Raw genomic sequence first — 20918 nt, 5'->3', positions numbered from 1 at the left:
CCACAGGCCCGGCGGGCCCCGCGTCCGCACGACCTTCCGAACAGTCACGACAGGCAGGAGACGTCTCCGATGGCCGACACCGACACCCCGCCGGGCGACGACCAGCCCGCAGCCGGGCCGACCGACGACCTGGCGCCCGGCTCCCTGATCACCCGCGACGGCCAACTCCAGTGGGCCGGGCTGCTGATGGGCCCCGGCACGCCCTACCAGATCGACAGCAACGGGCTGTCCGGCTGGGAGGACATCCCCGACTTCGACACCAGCGACGCGGACCGGCCGACCGCGCACGGCGCCTGGCCCGGTTCGCGCTACGCCAAGCCGCGCAAGGTCTCCGGCCAGATCTGGGTGCTGCCGTCCGCCGCCGGCGACGCCACCGTCACCGCGATCCGGGCGCTGCGCCAGGCGCTGTCGCTCAGCGACGACGAGCGCTGGCTGTCGGTGCGGCTGCACGGCGAGACCCTCGTCACCCGTGCCCGCGTCAACCAGCGGGTGCTGCCCGCCGACCGCGCGTACGCCACGCAGGGGGTGGCCCGCGCCGCGGTGCAGTGGCAGTCCGACGACCCGCGCCGCTACTCCGCCGACCAGCAGACCCTGAGCACCGCGCCGCCGGAGCCCGAGACCGGGCTGACCTGGCCGCTGAGCTGGCCGCTGGACTTCGGCCCGGCCACCAGCACCGGCGACGTCAGCGCCGAGAACAACGGCTCCGCGCCCACCCAGCCGGTCATCACCTTCACCGGACCGTGCACCAACCCCGCGGTCACCGAGCACACCGGCGGGCGCCGGCTGCGCTACGAGATCGAGCTCGCGCCCGGCGACCAGCTGGAGGTCGACACCGCGGCCGGCACGGTCACTCTCAACGGCACCGCCTCGCGCCGCCACACCGCGGGCGCCGACAGCAGCCCCGAGGAGCTGTTCGCCTTCGCGCCGGGCCGCTTCGAGCTGTCCTTCCGGCCGGAGATCTCCACGCCCGACGCGCGCATGGCGGTGAGCTGGCGCAGCGCCGAGTGGTGAGCCGCCGGCCCCGCCCGCGCGCCCCCGGCCCGCGCCGAACCCGGCTCGCACCCGCGCCTCGGCCCGCCTCCGCCCGACCCACCGCTTCCGAAACGGAGTTCCCATGACCGTACGCTCCTCGTGGCTCACCCCCACCGGCCAGTCGCGCGAGGACACCCGGCTGACGCAGCTGGGCGCGACGCTGCCCGCCGACGCGCTCAGGGTGCGGTCCGGCATCCTGCCCGGCTCGCCCGACGGCACCGCCAAGGTCGCCGGGTTCTGGCTGAAGAACACTTCCGGCATGTCCGCCACCATCGAACCCGGCCGCGCGGTCGTCCAGGGCATGGCGACCCAGGGCGCGTACCCGGTCACCCTGGCGGAGACCACGCCGGTCACGCTCTCCGACGGCAACGCCCAGTACGACCGGATCGACCTGATCTGCCTCCAGGTCCGCGACGGCTCCTACGACGACACCGGGACCGCCGAGGCCGTGCTCACGGTGGTCGAGGGCGAGGCGAACCCCACTCCGCAGCCGCCGGACGTCCCCGACCTGGCGCTGCCGCTGTACACCGTCACCGTGCACGCCAACGCCTCGGCCGCCAACAGTCTGGTGGACTGGGCGAACGCGGCCGACCTGCGCACCACCACGGTCGCCGTCGGCGGCGTGCTGCCGGTCTACGGCAACGCGGCGGTCCCCGGCTCGTACGTCGGCCAGCTGCGTGACGTCGGCGACGTGCTGCAGCGCTGGAACGGCACCGCGTGGGTGGCCTACCCGCAGGGCATCGGCGGCATCGTGCCCAGCGGCTCGGGGGTCGCCGCGAGCTACGTCGGCCAGTACCGCGACAACGCGGGGCAGTTGCAGCGGTGGAACGGCGCCGCCTGGCAGACCGTCTTCCCCGCCGTCTCGGCGTTCCTGTCCTCCGCCGACGCGGGCAGCACGTCGTCCGCCACCTACGTCAAGACGCTCGGCGACACCTCGGGACTGCCGATGGCCGTGGGCTTCGTCGCGCCGCCCACCGGGGCGGTCCTGGTGACGGTCGGCGCGGCCGTCCACACCACCGGCGACGCCACCACCACCGGCTACATCAGCGCGGTGATCGCCCAGGGCAGCACGGTGATCTCCGACGCCGGCGACGACCGGGCCGCGACGGGCACCTACAGCTATCAGAACTCGGTGGTGTTCACCTACCGGGTCGGCGGGCTCACCCCAGGTGCCTCGTGCACCGCGACGTGCGCCTACCGCGCCACCGACACCACCAAGAAGACCTGGTTCGACAACCGCTTCATCCGCATCGAACCCGCGGTGTAGCCGACCATCCCGCCCCGCAAAGGACTCCCACCATGCCCCTCCACTCCGCCTGGCTGCTCGACAACGGCCAGAGCCGCAGGACACCCGCGTGTCGCCGACCGGCACCTTCACCCCCACCTCGGCGATGGCCACCCGCTCCGGCGTGGTGCCCGGCTCCGCCGACGGGACCTCCCGGATCTCCGGCTTCACCGTGGTCGGGGTCACCGCGATGACCGCGCAGGTCTACCCCGGGCGCGCGGTGGTCCAGGGCCTGGACGCCCAGGGCGCCTACGCCGTCTCGCTCACCGAGAACCTGACGCTGTCCTTCGACGACGGCGACGCCCAGTACGGCCGGATCGACCTCGTCGTCCTGCGGGTCTACGACGACCAGTTCGACGCCTCGGGCCGCAACGAGGCGACCGTGGAGATCATCAAGGGCACGCCGGCCGCCACCCCCGCGGCGCCGGCCGTGCCCGCCCAGGCCATCGCGCTGTACCAGGTGCAGGTCCCGGTCAACGCGAGCGCCAGCAACGGCATCCAGTGGGCCACCGCGCTCACCGGCGTGCGCAACGCCACGGTCGCCGCCGGCGGCATCCTGCCGGTGTCCACCGACACCGCGCCGGGCGCCTACCCCGGCCAGTTCCGCGACGTCGCCGAGTCCTCGGCCACCGGCCACCTGGAGCGCTGGAACGGCCACGCCTGGGCCCGCTATCCCGCCTACCCCGACCCGGTGTGGCGCAACTGGACCCCGGTGTGGACCACCTCCTCGGGACTGCACCTGCCGTCGTTCGGCAACGCCTCGCTCACCTGCCGGTACGTCCAGCACGGCCCCACCGTGCACTTCACCTTCCAGATCGGCTTCGGCACCACGACCGCCTTCGGCACCGGCGCCGGCACCTCGGACAACTGGCTGTTCTCGCTGCCCGTCCCGGCCGCCGGCGTGCCGGCGTGCATGGGCTTCGCCGAGCTGTACCCGAACGACGTCAAGCAGCGGGCGGTGGCGCGGCTGCGCTGCGCGTCCACCACGCAGTTCGAGCTGGAGATCAGCGCGACGATGCCCGGCGTGACCGCGCCGGTGACCGGGCTCACCGACTCGGTCAGCCCGTGGGTGTGGGCGGCCGGCCACTCCCTGAGCGGCAGCGGAACCTACGAGGCGGCGGTATGACCACCGCGGCCACCACCCCGTACCGGGCGATCTTCTGCGACCTGCGCAGCGACACCGTCTTCGACATCCTGCCGCTGCGCGACGTCACGCTGGACGACTACATCGGCAAGCCCGGCTCGCTCACCGGGACCGTGCCGCTGCCGGACGAGGCGCTCGCGGCCCGCGCCCGGCAGGTCCACGAGGGCCGCACCTCGGTGTACCTGGAGCGCGGCGGCGACCTGTGGTGGGGCGGCATCGTCTGGACCAGCACGCTGGCCAGCACCGACCGGGGCGTGCTGACCCTGGAGATCCAGGCGGCGACCTTCGACTCCTACGCCAACCGCCGCATCATCCGCACCGCGCTGGACTGGACCGGCGCCCACAGCGCCGACCAGCTGGACATCGTGCGCGGGCTGTGGGCCTCGCTGCAGCACGACGAGGGCGGCGACATCGGCGTCACCTTCGGCGACGAGACCTCCGGCGTCACCCGCGAGGTCGCCTACCGCGACGGCGACGAGACCGTCTTCTACGACGCGATCACCCAGCTCGCCGCGCTGGACGACGGCTTCGAGCACCAGATCACCGTCTACCGGGACCCGGTCAGCGCCCGGCGGGTGCGGCGGCTGCGGCTGGGCAGCCCGCGGATCACCACCGGCAGCACCGACCTGGTGCTGGACATGCCGGGTTCGATCCTCGCCTACTCCTTCCCCGCCGACGCCACCCGCGGCGGCACCACCGCTAGGGCCCGCGGCGCGTCGGTCAACGACGACCAGGCCGAGGAGTCCCGGCCGCTGGTCTCGGACGTGCAGGTCGCCGAGGACCTGATCTCGGCCGGCTACCCGCGGGTGGACCTGACCGCGGACTACAACACGGTCACCGACGTGCCGACGCTGAACTCGCTGGCCACCGCCGAACTCGCCGCCTCCCGCGGCGCGGTGGTGATCCCGGAGATCACCATCCGGCTGGACGACCTGGTGCCGCCGACGCTGCTGGGCCGGACCGTGCGGCTGCGCATCCACGACGCGTGGTGGGCCGAGGGGCTCGACGCGCGCTACCGGATCATCGGCGTCAAGGTGACCCCGCCGCAGCGCGGGCGCCCCGACACCGCCGACCTCTATCTGGAGGAGGCCGTCTGATGGCCCAGCTGCCCGAGGACATCATCGACCGGATCACCGCGATGGAACGCCGCATCAAGCAACTGTCCACGGCGGTCAACACCCGCCCGGCGCTCATCCGCGTCGGCGGCTCGGCGATCCGGATCTACGACGTCAACGGCGAGCTGATCATCGCCGACGACGCGTCGACCGGCGGCCTGGGCCGGCCGTGGCTGGCCATGACGCCGCCGGCCGACCTGACGCAGGCGCACTGGCCGCAGACCAGCGCGACCGGCTGGACCCCGATCGCCTCCTCCTACAACGTCGTGTGGCAGCCGCAGATGCACATCGTGGTGCAGACCGCGGTCTCCGCCGGGGCCACCGGGCAGGTCCAGGTGCTGGTCGACGGCAAGCCGTTCGGCGACGTCGTGTCGGCCGGCGCGCTGCTCGACGTGATGGCCCCGGTCTGCCCGAAGGCGGACTTCCCCTCGCTGTTCGGCAAGAAGATCACCGTCGAGCTGCAGGCGAAGGTCACCAGCGCGAGCGGCACGGTGTACGCGCAGCCGCTGATGGCGCACGGCGCGCAGAGCTGACCCGCGGCCGCGCTCTGCCCTCGCCCCGCCCCCGCTCTGCCCCCGCCCCCGCTCTGCCCCCGCCCCCTTCCGTCTCTTCCCCGGCCCCCTCCCGGCTCCCCCTCACCGCTACCTCCCGCGAAGGACCCCGCATGGACATCGACCCGGCGCAGCCCTGGGGCGTCGCCCTGGACTACTACGGCCGCGCGACCGTCACCGACTCCGGCCACACCGTGGTGATCCGCGTCTACGACCAGACGCTCGGCAGCCCGCTCGCACCCGACCCGATCACCGGCCAGTACCCGGCGGTCTACGTCAGCGCGCAGATCCGCGAGTACGGCACCGGCGACGCCGTGCTCCAGGGCTTCGGCGACGTGATCGTCAACCCCGCCGGCACCGACCCGGTCCCGCCGGACCAGACCTCGGTGCCCGCCGCGGTCGCCAAGGCCGTCGCCGACTTCCGGGACCGCGCCGACCGCTACACCGCGCTGTGCGCGCAGTGGGCGCCCCCGCAGGACACCGACCCCTCCGGCGGCTGACCGTACCCCTTCGACCCCCCGTTCCACCTGCCACGATTGGGGAGGACCATGGCGAACCCCCTGTCCGCCGACGCCCTCGTGTCCGCGCTGCGGGCCGAGGGCGTCACCGTCGTCGAACACGAGGGCTGGCGCACCCACAACCGCAACAGCAAGGGCGCCTGGGGGCCGGTGAACGGCGTGGTGATCCACCACACCGTCACCACCGGCACCGACGCCTCGGTCGCCCTGTGCTACGACGGCCGCTCCGACCTGCCGGGACCGCTGTGCCACGGCGTGATCGCCAAGGACGGCTCGGTGCACCTGGTCGGCAACGGCCGCGCCAACCACGCGGGCGCCGGCGACCCCGACGTGCTGGCCGCGGTCGTCGCCGAGCGCTCTCCGCTGCCGCCGCCCCGGCAGCGCACCGCCGACGGCAACACCCGCTTCTACGGCTTCGAGTGCGTCAACATGGGCGACGGGCGCGACCCCTGGCCGGCCGCCCAACTCGACGCGATGGTCCGGGTGTCGGCCGCGATCTGCCGCGCGCACGGCTGGCACGCGCCCTCGGTGATCGGCCACAAGGAGTGGACCAGCGCGAAGATCGACCCGGTCGGCTTCACCATGGACAGCCTCCGCGCCAAGATCGCGGTCCGGCTGCGCCAGTCCCCCTCGAACCCGGCCTCCGGCCCCTCGGCGTCGGCCCCGTCCGCGCCGAACCCGCCGGCGCACCCGGTCCACCAGCCCTTCCCGGGCGCCGCCTGGTTCCACGCGCGGCCGCACTCCCCGGTGGTCACCGCGATGGGCAGGCGGCTGGTCGCCGAAGGCTGCTCGGCGTACCGGCAGGGGCCGGGACCGCAGTGGACCGAGGCCGACCGGGAGAGCTACGCCCGCTGGCAGCGCAAGCTCGGGTACACCGGCGCGGATGCGGACGGCTGGCCCGGCGCGGCCTCCTGGGCGGCCCTGAACGTCCCTTACACCGGCTGACCGCGCGCCCGCGCGAGGAAGACGCGAGGAAGACGCGAGGAAGAGAGGTGCACCCACCATGCCCGACACACCGGATGCCGCCCTGTCCGATGCCGCCAGGCGCGCCCTGCGCACCGCCGTGCAGAGCCTGGTCGGCCTGTGCGTGCTGCTGCCGCCGGTGCTCGACTCCGCGGGCCTGACCGCGACGCTGCCGTGGGCGGCCGGCGCGGTCGCCGTGGCCGGCGCCCTCAGCCGGCTGATGGCGCTGCCCGCGGTGCAGGCCGCGCTGCCGCCCTGGCTGCGCACCGACGTCCCGGAAGACGGTGGTGCATGAGCGAGCCGAGCCTGTCCGACCCGGCCGCCGTCGCACTGGAGCTGGAGCGGCTGCGCGGCACCGTGGAGGCCGGCTTCGCCCGGGTCGACGGGGCGCTGGCCCTGCTCGTCCAGCGCAGCGACCAGACCGACCGCCAGCTCGCCGACCACGAGAGCCGACTGGACTCCCTGGAACGCGCCCGCTGGCCGCTGGCCAGCATCGGAGCCCTGGCCGCCCTGGCGACGGTGGTCGTCACGGCCCTCGAACTGGCCTCCCGCTGACCCCCACGAGAAAACGGGCGGCGCCCCGGGTTCTCGCGAACCCGGGGCGCCGCCCGTTTTTCTCGTGCTACCTGCCCGGAGGGCGACCCTCAGCCGTTGTACGGCCCGTAGTCGTAGTCCTCCAGCGGGACCGCCTGGCCCGAGCCCGTGCCGAACGGGCTGTAGTCGATGTCGTCGTAGCCCACGGCCGAGTACATCGCGGCCTTGGCCTCCTCGGTCGGCTCCACCCGGATGTTGCGGTAGCGGGACAGGCCCGTACCGGCCGGGATGAGCTTGCCGATGATGACGTTCTCCTTCAGGCCGAGCAGCGAGTCGGACTTGGCGTGGATCGCCGCGTCCGTCAGCACCCGGGTCGTCTCCTGGAAGGAGGCCGCCGACAGCCAGGACTCCGTGGCCAGCGAGGCCTTGGTGATGCCCATCAGCTGCGGACGACCCGAGGCCGGGTGACCGCCCTCGGACACCACGCGGCGGTTCTCGGTCTCGAACCGGCCGCGCTCGACCAGCTCGCCGGGCAGCAGCTCCGCGTCGCCCGACTCGATGATCGTCACCCGGCGCAGCATCTGCCGGATGATGATCTCGATGTGCTTGTCGTGGATCGACACACCCTGCGAGTTGTAGACCTTCTGCACTTCCTGCACCAGGTGGATCTGCACCTGTCGCTGGCCCAGGATGCGCAGCACGTCGTGCGGGTTGGTCGCGCCGTAGGTGAGCTTCTGCCCGACCTCGACGTGGTCGCCCTCGCCGACCTGGAGCTTGACGCGCTTGGAGATCGGGTAGGCGATCTCGTCGGCGCCGTCGTCCGGGGTCACGACGATCTTCTTGGTCTTCTCGGTCTCCTCGATGCGCACCCGGCCGGCCGCCTCGGAGATCGGGGCGACGCCCTTGGGGACGCGCGCCTCGAACAGCTCGACCACACGCGGCAGACCCTGCGTGATGTCGTCACCGGCCACACCACCGGTGTGGAAGGTACGCATGGTCAGCTGGGTGCCGGGCTCACCGATCGACTGGGCGGCGATGATGCCGACCGCCTCGCCGATGTCCACCAGCTTGCCGGTGGCCAGCGAGCGTCCGTAGCAGTAGGCGCAGGTGCCGACCGCCGACTCGCAGGTGAGGATCGAGCGGGTCTTGACCTCCTCGACCCCCAGCTTCACCAGCTGGTCGATCAGCACGTCGCCGAGGTCGACGTTGGCGGGCGCGACGACCTTGCCGTCCACCACCACGTCCTCGGCGAGCATCCGCGCGTACACGCTGGTCTCGACGTCGTCGGCCTTGCGCAGCGAGCCGTCCGGCTGCCGCTCGGCGATCCGCAGCTTCAGACCGCGCTCGGTGCCGCAGTCCTCCTCGCGGATGATGACGTCCTGCGAGACGTCCACCAGGCGTCGGGTCAGGTAACCCGAGTCGGCGGTGCGCAGCGCGGTGTCGGCGAGGCCCTTGCGGGCGCCGTGGGTGGAGATGAAGTACTCCAGCACCGACAGGCCCTCGCGGAACGACGCCTTGATGGGACGCGGGATGGTCTCGTTCTTGGCGTTGGAGACCAGGCCGCGCATACCCGCGATCTGACGCATCTGCATCATGTTTCCGCGGGCCCCGGAGTCGACCATCATGAAGATCGGGTTGGTCTTCGGGAAGTTGGCGTTCATGGCCGTGGCGACCTCGTTGGTCGCCTTGGTCCAGATGCCGATCAGCTCGTCCGACCGCTCCTGCTTGGTGATCAGACCGCGCTCGTACTGCTTCTGGACCTTCTCGTCCTGCGCCTCGTAGGAGGCGATGATGCCCTTCTTCGCCTCGGGCACCACGATGTCGGAGATGGCCACGGTGACGCCGGAGCGGGTCGCCCAGTGGAAGCCGGCCGCCTTCAGGTTGTCGAGCGTCGCCGCCACGATGACCTTGGGGTAGCGCTCGGCGAGGTCGTTGACGATCTCGGAGAGCTGCTTCTTGCCGACCGCGTAGTCCACGAACGGGTAGTCCTCGGGCAGCAGCTCGTTGAACAGCGCCCGGCCCAGGGTGGTGCGCAGCCGGAAGCTGTCACCGACCTGGTACGGCTCCTCGCCCTCGGCCGGCTCCGGCGGGGTCCAGCCGCGCGGCGGGACGGTGCCCACCGGGAAGCGGATGTCCACCGGCGCCTGCATCGACAGCTCGCGCGCGTCGAAGGCCATGATCGCCTCGGCGGTCGACCCGAACGCCCGGCCCTCGCCCTTGACCTGGCGCTCCTCGGAGTCCGTGGTCAGGAAGAACAGGCCGAGCACCATGTCCTGGGTCGGCATGGTGACCGGGCGGCCGTCGGCCGGCTTGAGGATGTTGTTCGAGGACAGCATCAGGATGCGGGCCTCGGCCTGCGCCTCCGCGGACAGCGGCAGGTGCACGGCCATCTGGTCGCCGTCGAAGTCCGCGTTGAAAGCGGTGCAGACCAGCGGGTGGATCTGGATCGCCTTGCCCTCGACCAGCTGCGGCTCGAAGGCCTGGATGCCCAGGCGGTGCAGCGTCGGCGCCCGGTTGAGCAGCACCGGGTGCTCGGCGATGACCTCTTCCAGCACGTCGTACACGACCGTGCGGCCGCGCTCGACCATCCGCTTGGCCGACTTGATGTTCTGCGCGTGGTTCAGGTCCACCAGGCGCTTCATCACGAACGGCTTGAACAGCTCCAGCGCCATCGCCTTGGGCAGGCCGCACTGGTGCAGCTTCAGCTGCGGGCCGACGACGATCACCGAACGGGCGGAGTAGTCGACGCGCTTGCCGAGCAGGTTCTGCCGGAAGCGGCCCTGCTTGCCCTTGAGCATGTCGGACAGCGACTTCAGCGGACGGTTGCCGGGGCCCGTGACCGGGCGGCCGCGGCGGCCGTTGTCGAAGAGCGCGTCGACGGCCTCCTGGAGCATCCGCTTCTCGTTGTTCACGATGATCTCGGGGGCACCGAGGTCGAGCAGGCGCTTCAGCCGGTTGTTGCGGTTGATGACGCGGCGGTACAGGTCGTTCAGGTCGGAGGTCGCGAAGCGGCCGCCGTCCAGCTGCACCATCGGACGCAGGTCCGGCGGGATCACCGGGACGCAGTCCAGCACCATGCCGTTGGGCTTGTTGGTGGTCTGCAGGAACGCGGAGACGACCTTCAGCCGCTTGAGCGCACGGGTCTTCTTCTGGCCCTTGCCGGTGCGGATGATCTCGCGGAGGCGCTCGGCCTCCTCCTCCAGGTCGAAGGACTCCAGCCGCTTCTGCAGCGCGGCGGCGCCCATCGACCCCTGGAAGTAGGTGCCGAAGCGGTCGCGCAGCTCGCGGTAGAGCAGCTCGTCGCCCTCCAGGTCCTGGACCTTGAGGTTCTTGAAGCGGGCCCACACCTCGTCGAGGCGGTCCAGCTCGCGCTGGGCGCGGTCGCGCAGCTGCTTCATCTCGCGCTCGGCGCCCTCGCGCACCTTGCGGCGCACGTCGGCCTTCGCGCCCTCGTTCTCCAGCTCGCCGAGGTCGGCCTCCAGCTTCTTCTGCCGGGCCTCCACGTCGGCGTCGCGGCGCTGCTCGATCTGCTGGCGCTCCACGGAGACCTGGGCCTCCAGGGAGGGCAGGTCGCGGGTGCGGCGCTCCTCGTCGACCCACGTGATCATGTAGGCCGCGAAGTAGATGACCTTCTCCAGGTCCTTCGGGGCCAGGTCGAGCAGGTAGCCCAGGCGCGACGGGACGCCCTTGAAGTACCAGATGTGGGTGACCGGCGCGGCGAGCTCGATGTGGCCCATCCGCTCGCGGCGCACCTTGGCACGGGTGACCTCGACGCCGCAGCGCTCACAGATGATGCCCTTGAAGCGGACGCGCTTGTACTTGCCGCAGTAGCACTCCCAGTCCCGGGTGGGGCCGAAGATCTTCTCGCAGAAGAGTCCGTCCTTCTCGGGCTTGAGGGTGCGGTAGTTGATGGTCTCGGGCTTCTTGACCTCGCCGTGCGACCAGGTCCGGATGTCGTCCGCGGTGGCCAGGCCGATCCGCAGCTCGTCGAAGAAGTTGACGTCGAGCACTTGTCGTCAATCCCTCTTTCGGGGTCGTCGAATGTCAAACATGGTCTGGACGGTCCTGGGAGAGGCCGCCCGGCCCGCGGTCGCGGGGGACCGGAAACCGGGCGGCCGGCCCGTCAGACCTCTTCGACGCTGCTCGGCTCGCGCCGGGACAGGTCGATACCGAGCTCCTCCGCCGCGCGGAAGACGTCCTCGTCGGTGTCGCGCATCTCGATGGACATGCCGTCCGAGGACAGCACCTCCACGTTGAGGCAGAGGGACTGCATTTCCTTGATGAGCACCTTGAAGGACTCGGGAATGCCGGGCTCGGGGATGTTCTCGCCCTTGACGATGGCCTCGTAGACCTTCACCCGGCCGAGCACGTCGTCGGACTTGATGGTCAGCAGCTCCTGGAGGGCGTACGCGGCGCCGTACGCCTCCAGCGCCCACACCTCCATCTCGCCGAACCGCTGCCCGCCGAACTGCGCCTTACCGCCCAGCGGCTGCTGGGTGATCATCGAGTACGGACCGGTGGAGCGGGCGTGCAGCTTGTCGTCCACCAGGTGGTGCAGCTTGAGGATGTACATGTAGCCGATCGAGATCGGGTCCGGGAACGGCTCGCCGGAGCGGCCGTCGAAGAGCCGGGCCTTGCCCGAGGACTGCACCATGCGGTCGCCGTCGCGGTTGGGGATCGTCGCCTCGAAGAGGCCGGCGATCTCGTCCTCGCGGGCGCCGTCGAAGACCGGGGTCGCCACGTTGGTGTTCGGGGCGACCTGGCCCGCGCCGATGCCGTCCAGCCGGCGCGCCCACTCCTCGGCGATACCGGAGACGTCCCAGCCCTGCTTGGCCAGCCAGCCCAGATGAATCTCCAGCACCTGGCCGGGGTTCATCCGGGAGGGCACGCCGAGCGGGTTGAGGATGATGTCGACCGGGGTGCCGTCCTCCAGGAACGGCATGTCCTCGACCGGCAGGATCTTGGAGATGACGCCCTTGTTGCCGTGCCGGCCGGCCAGCTTGTCGCCGTCGGTGATCTTGCGCTTCTGCGCCACGTAGACGCGCACCAGCTGGTTGACGCCGGGCGGCAGCTCGTCGCCCTCCTCGCGGTCGAAGACGCGCACGCCGATGACCTTGCCGGTCTCGCCGTGCGGCACCTTCAGTGAGGTGTCGCGGACCTCGCGCGCCTTCTCGCCGAAGATCGCGCGCAGCAGCCGCTCCTCCGGGGTCAGCTCGGTCTCGCCCTTGGGGGTGACCTTGCCGACCAGGATGTCGCCGGCGACCACGTCGGCGCCGATCCGGATGATGCCGCGCTCGTCGAGGTCGGCGAGGACCTCCTCGGAGACGTTCGGGATGTCCCGGGTGATCTCCTCGGGGCCCAGCTTGGTGTCGCGGGCGTCGACCTCGTGCTCCTCGATGTGGATCGAGGAGAGCACGTCGTCCTGCACGAGGCGCTGCGACAGGATGATCGCGTCCTCGTAGTTGTGGCCCTCCCACGGCATGAACGCGACCAGCAGGTTCTTGCCGAGGGCCATCTCGCCCTCTTCGGTGGACGGGCCGTCGGCCAGCACCTGGCCGGCCACCACGCGGGCGCCCTCGTCCACGACGACCTTCTGGTTGAAGGAGGTGCCCTGGTTGGAGCGGGAGAACTTGGAGACGCGGTAGGTGGTGTACGTGCCGTCGTCGTTGGTGACCGTGACGTAGTCGGCGGAGACCTCCTGGACCACGCCGTCCTTCTCGGCCTTGATCACGTCGCCGGCGTCGACCGCGCAGCGGTACTCCATGCCGGTGCCGACCAGCGGCGCCTCGGACTTGATCAGCGGCACCGCCTGGCGCATCATGTTCGACCCCATGAGCGCGCGGTTGGCGTCGTCGTGCTCGAGGAACGGGATCATGGCGGTGGCGACCGACACCATCTGGCGCGGCGAGACGTCCATGTAGTCGACGTCGTCGCCGGGGATGTAGTCGATCTCGCCGCCGCGGCGGCGGACCAGCACGCGGGACTCGGCGAACCGCAGGTCCTCGGTCAGCGGCGCGTTGGCCTGCGCGATGACGAAGCGGTCCTCCTCGTCGGCGGTCAGGTAGTCCACCTCGTCGGTGACGACGCCGCCGACGACCTTGCGGTACGGGGTCTCCACGAAGCCGAACGCGTTGACCCGGCCGTAGGAGGCGAGCGAGCCGATCAGACCGATGTTCGGGCCTTCCGGCGTCTCGATCGGGCACATCCGGCCGTAGTGCGAGGGGTGCACGTCGCGGACCTCGAAGCCGGCCCGCTCACGGGACAGACCGCCGGGGCCCAGCGCCGACAGGCGGCGCTTGTGGGTCAGGCCGGACAGCGGGTTGGTCTGGTCCATGAACTGCGACAGCTGGCTGGTGCCGAAGAACTCCTTGATGGAGGCGACGACCGGCCGGATGTTGATCAGGGTCTGCGGCGTGATCGCCTCGACGTCCTGGGTGGTCATCCGCTCGCGGACGACGCGCTCCATCCGGGCCAGGCCGGTACGGACCTGGTTCTGGATCAGCTCGCCGACGTTGCGCAGGCGGCGGTTGCCGAAGTGGTCGATGTCGTCCACCTCGACCACGATGGTCGTGCCGTTCTCGCCACTGGTCTCGGTCTCGCCGGCGTGCAGCTTCACCAGGTACTTGATGGTGGCGATGATGTCCTCGGTGGTGAGCACGCCGGCGTCCAGCGGCGCGTCGCTGCCGAGCTTCTTGTTGACCTTGTAGCGGCCGACCTTGGCCAGGTCGTAGCGCTTGGGGTTGAAGTAGAGGTTCTCCAGCAGGGTCTGGGCGGCCTCCTTGGTCGGCGGCTCGCCCGGACGCAGCTTGCGGTAGATGTCCAGCAGCGCGTCGTCCTGGCCCTGGGTGTGGTCCTTCTCCAGGGTGGCGCGCATCGACTCGTACTCGCCGAACTCCTCAAGGATCTGCTCGGTGCTCCAGCCGAGCGCCTTGAGCAGCACGGTCACCGACTGCTTGCGCTTGCGGTCGATGCGGACGCCGACCATGTCGCGCTTGTCGATCTCCATCTCCAGCCAGGCGCCCCGGGAGGGGATGATCTTGGCGGAGAAGATGTCCTTGTCGGACGTCTTGTCGATCTGGCTGTCGAAGTACACGCCCGGGGAGCGGACCAGCTGCGAGACGACGACACGCTCGGTGCCGTTGATGCAGAAGGTGCCCTTGGACGTCATCAGCGGGAAGTCGCCCATGAAGACGGTCTGCGACTTGATCTCGCCGGTCTCGTTGTTGGTGAACTCGGCGGTGACGAAGAGCGGCGCGCCGTAGGTGAAGTCGCGCTCCTTGCACTCGTCCAGCGAGTTCTTCGGCGGCTCGAAGCGGTGGTCGCGGAAGGTGAGCGACATCGACCCGGAGAAGTCCTCGATCGGGGAGATCTCCTCGAAGATCTCCTCCAGACCGGACTTCCTGGGGACGTCCTGCCCACTGTCCAGGGCCGCCTCGACCCGGGCCTTCCACGCGGCGTTGCCGAGCAGCCAGTCAAAGCTCTCGGTCTGGAGCGCGAGGAGGTTCGGAACTTCGAGGGGTTCACGGATCTTCGCGAAAGAGATGCGCAGCGGTGCGGTGCTTGCGCCGTTGTTCGAATTGGCAGTCGAGGCGTTGCGCGAGGCGGCCAAGAGGGGGTCCTTCCGAGGGCTCGGACTCACTACGCGCGTGCCGGTCTGCCCCTGAGCCGGGGCATAAGCCCTGATGGGGGGCTTACGACCGGAAGCTCGGATAGGGACATGCCACTGGTGACGGGCCAGGCAGCAGCTAACAGGCAGCGCAAAGGGTCAGTGTAGCCACTTGGCCCACTGATGTCCAGAGCTGAGATTCGGAGTACCGAATCGTCGCCCCCTCGCCCGTCTCGCGACCCGGTTCCCCCTCGGAGTGGAACCGGACCGGCATCCGTCACGCTGCACAGCCATGCATTCCCGCATCGCCGCCGATCCATGCATCCGCAGGCGAAGAAGTGCCTGCGGGCTGCACCTGAACGGCGCGGCGGCCGTCCTGAGAATTGCGCGAAGCGTCGCATACGTCAAGGCCCCGAGGCCGGTGGAGATCGAAAACGCCGCGGGGCGGCCACCCGGATGGGTGACCGCCCCGCGGCGCGTGGTGCACGGGTGGAGCTGGTGTCACTTGACCTCGACCGAGGCGCCGGCGCCCTCGAGCGCCTCCTTCGCCTTGTCCGCGGCCTCCTTGTTGGCCTTCTCCAGGACGGGCTTCGGGGCGCCGTCCACGAGGTCCTTGGCCTCCTTCAGACCCAGCGAGGTCAGCTCGCGCACGACCTTGATGACCTGGATCTTCTTGTCGCCCGCGGCGGTGAGGATGACGTCGAACTCGTCCTTCTCCTCGACGGCCTCGGCGGCCGGGGCGCCCGGGCCCGCGACGCCCGCGACGGCGACCGGCGCGGCGGCGGTGACGTCGAACTTCTCCTCGAACGCCTTCACGAACTCGGAGAGCTCGATCAGGGTGAGCTCCTCGAACTGGGCGAGCAGTTCCTCGGTGCTGAGCTTGGTCGCCATGGTGGCGGTCCTTCCGTGTCGATCGGCTGGTGCCGGATGTACATATCGGCGGGCGTACGTGTGGCCCGCGGCGACCGGGCCCGCGGTGGGCGGGCGACGGTCAGGGTGCGAGCCGAGTTACTCGGCACCGCCCTGCTCTGCCTCGGCCCGTGCGGCCCGAAGTGCCTCCGCGGTGCGGACGAACTTCGACGGGAGCGCCTGGAAGACCGCGGCAGCCTGGGACTGCTTGGCCTTCATGGCGCCCGCCAGCTTGGCGAGCAGAACCTCGCGGGACTCGAGGTCCGCAAGCTTCTTGATCTCGTCGGCGGACAGCGCCTTGCCGTCAAGGACACCGCCCTTGATGACGAGAGCGGGGTTCTCCTTGGCGAAGTCGCGCAGACCCTTCGCCGCCTCGACCGGGTCACCGGTGACGAAGGCGACGGCCGACGGACCCGCGAACAGGTCGTCGAGCGTGCTGATCCCGGCCTCGTTGGCCGCGATCTTGGTCAGCGTGTTCTTCACCACGGCGTACGTGGCGTTCTCACCGAGGGAACGGCGCAGCGTCTTGAGCTGCGCCACGGTGAGACCGCGGTACTCGGTCAGCACAGCGGCGTTCGAGGAGCGGAACTGGTCCGTCAACTCGGCAACCGAGGCAGCCTTGTCAGGCCTCGCCATGAGTCTCGGCCTCCTTCCGGGTGATTGCGGACCGCCCGGCGTGAAGGGGACTCGACTCGGGACACACGAACGCCCCGGGCGCAGGCGCACGGGGCGGACTCGACGGATCACGCGGCACGCTCACGCGCGCCCGACGCTTTCCGGAGATCTTCCACGGTCACCTGCGCGGGCCGTCCGCTCCCAGCGGAACCTTCGGCCGCCCCGCCCTGGCGTCAGGGCACGACGACAACCTGCGGTCTTTGGCTTCGCCGCTCAGAGTACGGGCCCGGCCCCCCACGGAGCAAATCGCCCCCGGCGCGGCCCGTCCGACGCCGGCCCCGGCCCCGGCCCCGCCGGCCTCAAGCACCCGACCGCCCGCGTGCCAGCGCCGCCGCGTCGACGGTGTCCCCCGGCGCGGGCACTGCCACGGTCCGCGGGCCCCCGAAGCTGTAGAGGTCGACGGCGACGGACCGCTTCGGGTCCTGCATGGTCGCGACCCACCGCAAGGGCTTCCCGTGGCTGTCGGCCCACACGTCCAGCTGCGCGCTGTCGGCGCCGCCCAGGATGCCGCCGGGAGACCCGGCCGCGCCCGCGAACCGCCGGTCTCCGCTCAGGCGGGCGCGGGTGACGGTGCCCTGGTAGTGCGTGCCCACCGTGCCGTCGAGGTTCTCGGTCCCGAGGTCGGTCACGCCCGTGATGTCGGCGAGCATCATCAGCCCGACGGTGGGGTTGTCCTGGAGCACCGGGTCGGCCGGCTGGGCGGCGGTGCCGCCGGGCAGGTCGGAGAGCGCCGCCTTCATCCAGTGCTTGCCCTTCAGCGGCCCGCTCGGCCGGGTGTCGACGCGGTAGTAGTACGTGCCGTCGACCATCCGTATCTGCGTCGTGGCCGCGGAGTTCAGCTTCTGGATGCCCAGCTGGGCGGTCGGTGCCTGCACCTGCATGCCCGGGTGCTCTCCCCAGCTGAATACGCCGTCGAACCGCAGGTCCCGGCCGCCGGTGGTCATGACCATGGTGGCGACCGCGGAGCGCTTGCCGTCGCTCCACGTGGACAGCCGCTTCATCGTCGCACCCAGCCGCGGATCGGCGGTGGTGGCCGGCGGCGGGGCGGCCGACCAGCGCACGGACTTCGGCGTGGCAGCGGCATGCGTGCCATCCTCGTCCCCGCCGCAGCCGGACACCCCGGTGATCGCCGCCGCGAGCGTGATCCCCACCGCGAGCACGCGTGTACGCACGTACGTCCCCCCGCCCCGGCCCCCCGGCCGCTGAATCCCCTGACCTGTGCGGAGCACAGTACGCGAGCGGGCCCGCCCCAGACGGTGGGGGCGGGCCCGTGGTGCGGGAGGCCGCGAGGCGTGACCCGGGGGCTCAGACGGCCGCCGGGTCCTCCTCGACGAGGAGGTTGCGGGTGCGGTTGGGGTCGACCTGGATGCCGGGACCCATGGTCGTGGAGACCGCCGCCTTCTTGACGTAGCGCCCCTTCGCCGCGGACGGCTTGAGCCGCAGGATCTCGTCCAGCGCCGCCGCGTAGTTCTCCACCAGCTGCGTGTCGTCGAACGACACCTTGCCGATGATGAAGTGCAGGTTCGAGTGCTTGTCGACGCGGAACTCGATCTTGCCGCCCTTGATCTCGGTGACCGCCTTCGCCACGTCGGGCGTCACGGTGCCGGTCTTCGGGTTCGGCATCAGACCGCGCGGACCGAGCACCCGGCCCAGCCGGCCGACCTTGCCCATCAGGTCCGGGGTGGCGACGACGGCGTCGAAGTCCAGCCGCCCCTTCGCCACCTCGTCGATCAGTTCGTCGGAGCCGACGATGTCGGCCCCCGCGGCTTCCGCGGCCGCGGCACGGTCACCGGTCGCGAAGACCAGGACCCGGGCGGTCTTGCCGGTGCCGTGCGGGAGGTTCACGGTGCCACGGACCATCTGGTCGGCCTTGCGCGGGTCGACGCCCAGCCGGAAGGCGACCTCGACGGTCGAGTCGAACTTGGTGGTCGCGGTCTCCTTGGCGAGGCGGACGGCCTCCAGGGGCGCGTACAGGCGCTCCCGGTCGATCTTGCTGTCCGCAGCGCGGAGAGACTTGCTGCGCTTGCTCACGTGCTGCTCCTACGTTTCTTTCGGAGTCGTGGTCCGGGCCGAGCAGGCCCTGCCACAGCTGCTGGTGGTGGTACGGGGGCTACGCGGGCTCGCGCGTCAGCCCTCGACCGTGATGCCCATGGACCGGGCGGTACCCGCGATGATCTTCTCCGCGGCGTCCAGGTCGTTGGCGTTCAGGTCGGGGAGCTTGGTGGTGGCGATCTCCCGCACCTGGTCGCGGGTCAGCTTCGCGACCTTCTTCACGTGCGGCTCGCCGGAGCCCTTCTCCACGCCCGCGGCCTTCAGGATGAGCTTCGCGGCCGGCGGGGTCTTGGTGATGAACGTGAAGGTCCGGTCCTCGTAGACCGTGATCTCCACCGGGATCACCATGCCGCGCTGCGACTCGGTGGCCGCGTTGTAGGCCTTGCAGAACTCCATGATGTTCACGCCGTGCTGGCCCAGCGCGGGGCCGACCGGCGGCGCCGGGTTGGCCGCACCGGCGTTGATCTGGAGCTTGATCAGCCCCGTGACCTTCTTCTTCTTGGGAGGCATTTGCTCTCTCCGGGTCTTGTTGAGAGTGTCCATGCCTGCGGACAGGCATACCGCACCACGATAGCGGGTAACGTCCCCGGCCCTGAAATCGCGGGTCCCCCGCAAGAGAGACCGCGCGCACGGATCAGCGCTGGGGAGCACTCCCGACGGTGAGCACCTTGACGGCCACCCGGTCACCGTCGATCTCGTACAGCGCCCGGTAGACGCCGATGCGCAGGCGACGCTTGTTCGTCGCGCCGAGCTTGCTGCTCTCCGCCGGTTCAGGGTCTGCGGCCAGGCTGTTGATCGCCCTCATCAGGGGACGGACCCTGTCGCCGTCGCGCTGGCGTAAGCGCTTAAGCGCCTCCAGGGCGGCCGGCTCCCAGATGAGCGTGTACGTCACTGCGCCTCCGCCGAGATGTGCAATCCGATCATCTGCTCCACTTCCGCGGTGGACAGCGTGGGTCCGTCTCCCGCGCTGATGCGCAGGGCCACCGCAAGGTCGGCGAACTCAAGGGCGGCCTCCCGCCCGTCGTCGTCCCGCGCCGCGTCGACCACGGCCTGCGTCCACCACTGGTCCAGGAAGACCTCGAACGCGATCCCCTGCGAGAGCGTGGCCAGGTCCGCGTGGAAGGCGTCACGGTGCTTGGCTCGAAGGGCGCCCAGAATCCCGGCGACGGTTCTCGGGATCTCCGCGCCGTGATAGCCCAGCTCTTCGCGCGCCTGCCGGACGGCAGCTGTCCACGGGTCTTCCTTCACCACGTCGCCTTCTCCTCGCTTCGGCAGCGGAACGGGACTCACCGCACAACCAACCTTGCCGCACGGATACGACAGGCCGCCGCGGAAACCACGACCTCGCTGGACGAGATCGATGATCACCCGTCGAAGCGGCCCTCGCGGACGGCGGCCACGAAGTCGGCGAACGCGGCCGCGGAGAAGACGAGCGCGGGGCCGGCCTTGTCCTTCGAGTCCCGCACGGCGACCCGGCCCGCGGTGCTGAGGTCGGCGACCTCCACGCACGCCGTGCCGTTCTCGGAACTGTAGGACGACTTGAACCAGGCGCTCTCGGGCGCGACCTCTATGCAGTTGTTGCCCTGCTCGCCGCTGAACGAGGACTTGAACCAGGCGCTCTCGGGAGCGAGGTCGGGGGCCGCTCGGTAGGTCATGTGGATCAGATCTCTCCCGCTAGTCGGTGCAGAAAGGTGGGGGTCTCGCCCGGCGCGAGCGCGCCCGCGCGGAGGGCGTCGAACCGGCGCGTGAACGCCCAGACCGTCGTCTGCTTGTCGCTGACGTTCGAGCCGTCGGGCAGATCCGTCTGAACGACGGTGAGCGCAGGCGCTTCGAAGTCCAGCAAGTTGAAATTGAAGCTGGACCGGTAGATCGAGCTGGCCATCGGCAGGATCTGCACGGTCACGTTGTCGAGTTTCGTCAGGCGGATGATCTCCTCGTACTGCTCGCGCATCACGTCAGCGCTGCCGACCATTTTGCGCAGGGCCGCCTCATCGAGGATCGCCCACAGCTCCGGGCTGGGCTTCCGCCGGACCAACTGATCCTTGCGCTCCATCCGCAGTTGAATGATCCGCTCGACGAACTCCGTCGTCGTTTCCTCGACCGGCTTGGCCACCTCCAGCATCGCGCGCACGTAGCGCTCGGTCTGGAGCAGACCGATCACCACGCTCGGGTGCCACGCGCGGACCGCCTTCGCGCCAGCCTCCAGGCCGACGTACATCTCCATGCCGGACGGCATCACACTGCGGTACTGCGACCACCAACCACGGTTGAGCGAGTCGCGCTGGATCTCGGTGAGGAACTCGATGTCCTCCTCGTCCTCGACGCCGTAGCGCTCCAGCAGGAGGCGGAGTTCGGCGGTGGACTTGAAGGCCGTCAGGCCGTTCTCCACCCGGTGGACCTTGGTGGTGGAGAGCGCGAGGCCGTCGACCGCCTCGACCAGCGTGAGACCGGCCTTCTCGCGCAACCTGCGCAACTCCGCGCCGAGTTGCATGCGCCGGACCGTGGGTCCCGTCGGTGCTGCCATGAGCCTGCCT

At 70.6% G+C, this 20918-nt stretch carries 20 protein-coding genes; 9 read left to right on the top strand and 11 right to left on the bottom strand.

Going from position 1 to position 20918, the window contains the following annotated elements:
- Nucleotides 1-69 precede the first annotated feature (69 nt).
- The 9 genes from VSR01_RS24030 (at nt 70) to VSR01_RS23990 (ending at nt 7163) form a co-directional block, all read left to right on the top strand.
- The gene (locus VSR01_RS24030) at nt 70-1011 is read left to right on the top strand and encodes a phage distal tail protein (RefSeq protein WP_326451219.1); all 942 of its coding nucleotides are present in this window, start codon (nt 70-72) and stop codon (nt 1009-1011) included.
- 103 nt (nt 1012-1114) lie between these two features.
- Nucleotides 1115-2299 carry a hypothetical protein gene (locus VSR01_RS24025; RefSeq protein WP_326451218.1) on the top strand — a complete coding sequence of 395 codons (1185 nt, stop codon included), beginning with the start codon at nt 1115-1117 and terminating at the stop codon, nt 2297-2299.
- 88 nt (nt 2300-2387) lie between these two features.
- Complete coding sequence (locus VSR01_RS24020; protein ID WP_326451217.1) at nt 2388-3443, top strand: hypothetical protein; 1056 nt, start codon at nt 2388-2390, stop codon at nt 3441-3443.
- Nucleotides 3440-4558, top strand: a complete 1119-nt coding sequence (locus tag VSR01_RS24015) for a hypothetical protein (RefSeq protein ID WP_326451216.1) — start codon at nt 3440-3442, stop codon at nt 4556-4558. The genes VSR01_RS24020 and VSR01_RS24015 overlap by 4 nt, the downstream gene beginning before the upstream one ends.
- A complete protein-coding gene (locus VSR01_RS24010; RefSeq protein WP_326451215.1) occupies nt 4558-5109 on the top strand; it encodes a hypothetical protein in 552 nt (183 codons plus the stop codon). Before VSR01_RS24015 ends, VSR01_RS24010 begins: the two co-directional genes overlap by 1 nt.
- A gap of 131 nt (nt 5110-5240) precedes the next feature.
- Nucleotides 5241-5627, top strand: coding sequence for an ATP-binding protein (locus tag VSR01_RS24005; protein WP_326451214.1), 387 nt, complete (start codon nt 5241-5243; stop codon nt 5625-5627).
- A gap of 48 nt (nt 5628-5675) precedes the next feature.
- Nucleotides 5676-6590, top strand: coding sequence for a peptidoglycan-binding protein (locus VSR01_RS24000; protein WP_326451213.1), 915 nt, complete (start codon nt 5676-5678; stop codon nt 6588-6590).
- Nucleotides 6591-6648: 58 nt separating this feature from the next.
- Nucleotides 6649-6903: a hypothetical protein gene (locus VSR01_RS23995; protein ID WP_442785523.1), complete on the top strand. Its 255-nt coding sequence runs from the start codon at nt 6649-6651 to the stop codon at nt 6901-6903.
- Entirely contained in the window at nt 6900-7163 is a 264-nt protein-coding gene (locus VSR01_RS23990) for a hypothetical protein (RefSeq protein WP_326451212.1), read from the top strand. Before VSR01_RS23995 ends, VSR01_RS23990 begins: the two co-directional genes overlap by 4 nt.
- A gap of 89 nt (nt 7164-7252) precedes the next feature.
- On the opposite strand, the gene VSR01_RS23985 is transcribed toward VSR01_RS23990, so the two are convergent.
- The 11 genes from VSR01_RS23985 to VSR01_RS23935 all read right to left on the bottom strand — a co-directional run bounded on the left by VSR01_RS23985 (nt 7253) and on the right by VSR01_RS23935 (nt 20875).
- Entirely contained in the window at nt 7253-11152 is a 3900-nt protein-coding gene (locus tag VSR01_RS23985) for a DNA-directed RNA polymerase subunit beta' (RefSeq protein ID WP_326451211.1), read from the bottom strand.
- Between the two features lie 113 nt (nt 11153-11265).
- Nucleotides 11266-14751 (bottom strand): DNA-directed RNA polymerase subunit beta, encoded by a 3486-nt coding sequence (gene rpoB, locus VSR01_RS23980; protein WP_326451210.1) that lies wholly within the window; start codon nt 14749-14751, stop codon nt 11266-11268.
- 498 nt (nt 14752-15249) lie between these two features.
- Nucleotides 15250-15639, bottom strand: a complete 390-nt coding sequence (gene rplL / locus VSR01_RS23975; protein ID WP_326451209.1) for a 50S ribosomal protein L7/L12 — start codon at nt 15637-15639, stop codon at nt 15250-15252.
- A gap of 117 nt (nt 15640-15756) precedes the next feature.
- Complete coding sequence (gene rplJ / locus VSR01_RS23970) at nt 15757-16293, bottom strand: 50S ribosomal protein L10 (protein ID WP_326451208.1); 537 nt, start codon at nt 16291-16293, stop codon at nt 15757-15759.
- 338 nt (nt 16294-16631) lie between these two features.
- Nucleotides 16632-17504, bottom strand: a complete 873-nt coding sequence (locus tag VSR01_RS23965) for a hypothetical protein (protein WP_326451207.1) — start codon at nt 17502-17504, stop codon at nt 16632-16634.
- Between the two features lie 133 nt (nt 17505-17637).
- Nucleotides 17638-18363 carry a 50S ribosomal protein L1 gene (rplA, locus tag VSR01_RS23960; RefSeq protein WP_326451206.1) on the bottom strand — a complete coding sequence of 242 codons (726 nt, stop codon included), beginning with the start codon at nt 18361-18363 and terminating at the stop codon, nt 17638-17640.
- A gap of 96 nt (nt 18364-18459) precedes the next feature.
- The gene (gene rplK / locus VSR01_RS23955; protein WP_326451205.1) at nt 18460-18894 is read right to left on the bottom strand and encodes a 50S ribosomal protein L11; all 435 of its coding nucleotides are present in this window, start codon (nt 18892-18894) and stop codon (nt 18460-18462) included.
- A 124-nt stretch (nt 18895-19018) separates the two neighbouring features.
- Nucleotides 19019-19276: a type II toxin-antitoxin system RelE family toxin gene (locus VSR01_RS23950; protein ID WP_326451204.1), complete on the bottom strand. Its 258-nt coding sequence runs from the start codon at nt 19274-19276 to the stop codon at nt 19019-19021.
- Complete coding sequence (locus VSR01_RS23945; RefSeq protein WP_326451203.1) at nt 19273-19752, bottom strand: hypothetical protein; 480 nt, start codon at nt 19750-19752, stop codon at nt 19273-19275. Before VSR01_RS23945 ends, VSR01_RS23950 begins: the two co-directional genes overlap by 4 nt.
- A complete protein-coding gene (locus tag VSR01_RS23940) occupies nt 19749-20039 on the bottom strand; it encodes a DUF397 domain-containing protein (protein ID WP_326451202.1) in 291 nt (96 codons plus the stop codon). Before VSR01_RS23940 ends, VSR01_RS23945 begins: the two co-directional genes overlap by 4 nt.
- A gap of 5 nt (nt 20040-20044) precedes the next feature.
- Nucleotides 20045-20875 carry a helix-turn-helix domain-containing protein gene (locus VSR01_RS23935; protein WP_326451201.1) on the bottom strand — a complete coding sequence of 277 codons (831 nt, stop codon included), beginning with the start codon at nt 20873-20875 and terminating at the stop codon, nt 20045-20047.
- Nucleotides 20876-20918 lie beyond the last annotated feature (43 nt).

The organism is Actinacidiphila sp. DG2A-62, from assembly GCF_035825295.1.
Taxonomy (GTDB): Bacteria; Actinomycetota; Actinomycetes; order Streptomycetales; family Streptomycetaceae; genus Actinacidiphila.
This window is presented reverse-complemented; position numbering and strand designations above follow the sequence as displayed.